This window comes from Streptococcus oralis (genome assembly GCF_019929365.1).
Taxonomy (GTDB): Bacteria; Bacillota; Bacilli; order Lactobacillales; family Streptococcaceae; genus Streptococcus; species Streptococcus oralis_BT.
Window position 1 is genome coordinate 1 of sequence record NZ_JAHZPH010000018.1, and the last position, 878, is coordinate 878.

General features: G+C 49.0%; 1 rRNA gene. It reads left to right on the forward strand.

Features of this window, described 5'->3' with window-relative positions:
- Positions 1 to 878, forward strand: a 23S ribosomal RNA gene (locus K1I53_RS09275); the annotation flags it as partial.

The window sequence follows — 878 nt, forward strand, 5'->3', positions numbered from 1 at the left end:
AGCCTCGTATTTAAAATAGTCTTTGTACCTAGCAGTATCCTGAGTACGGCGGGACACGTGAAATCCCGTCGGAATCTGGGAGGACCATCTCCCAACCCTAAATACTCCCTAGTGACCGATAGTGAACCAGTACCGTGAGGGAAAGGTGAAAAGCACCCCGGGAGGGGAGTGAAATAGAACCTGAAACCGTGTGCCTACAACAAGTTCGAGCCCGTTAATGGGTGAGAGCGTGCCTTTTGTAGAATGAACCGGCGAGTTACGATATGATGCGAGGTTAAGTTGAAGAGACGGAGCCGCAGGGAAACCGAGTCTGAATAGGGCGCTTTAGTATTATGTCGTAGACCCGAAACCATGTGACCTACCCATGAGCAGGTTGAAGGTGCGGTAAGACGCACTGGAGGACCGAACCAGGGCACGTTGAAAAGTGCTTGGATGACTTGTGGGTAGCGGAGAAATTCCAAACGAACTTGGAGATAGCTGGTTCTCTCCGAAATAGCTTTAGGGCTAGCGTCGACATTAGAGATTCTTGGAGGTAGAGCACTGTTTGGGTGAGGGGTCCATCCCGGATTACCAATCTCAGATAAACTCCGAATGCCAAAGAATTATGGTCGGCAGTCAGACTGCGAGTGCTAAGATCCGTAGTCGAAAGGGAAACAGCCCAGACCACCAGCTAAGGTCCCAAAATAATTGTTAAGTGGAAAAGGATGTGGGGTTGCACAGACAACTAGGATGTTAGCTTAGAAGCAGCTATTCATTCAAAGAGTGCGTAATAGCTCACTAGTCGAGTGACCCTGCGCCGAAAATGTACCGGGGCTAAAACAATTTACCGAAGCTGTGGATACCTTTATAGGTATGGTAGGAGAGCGTTCTATGTGTGA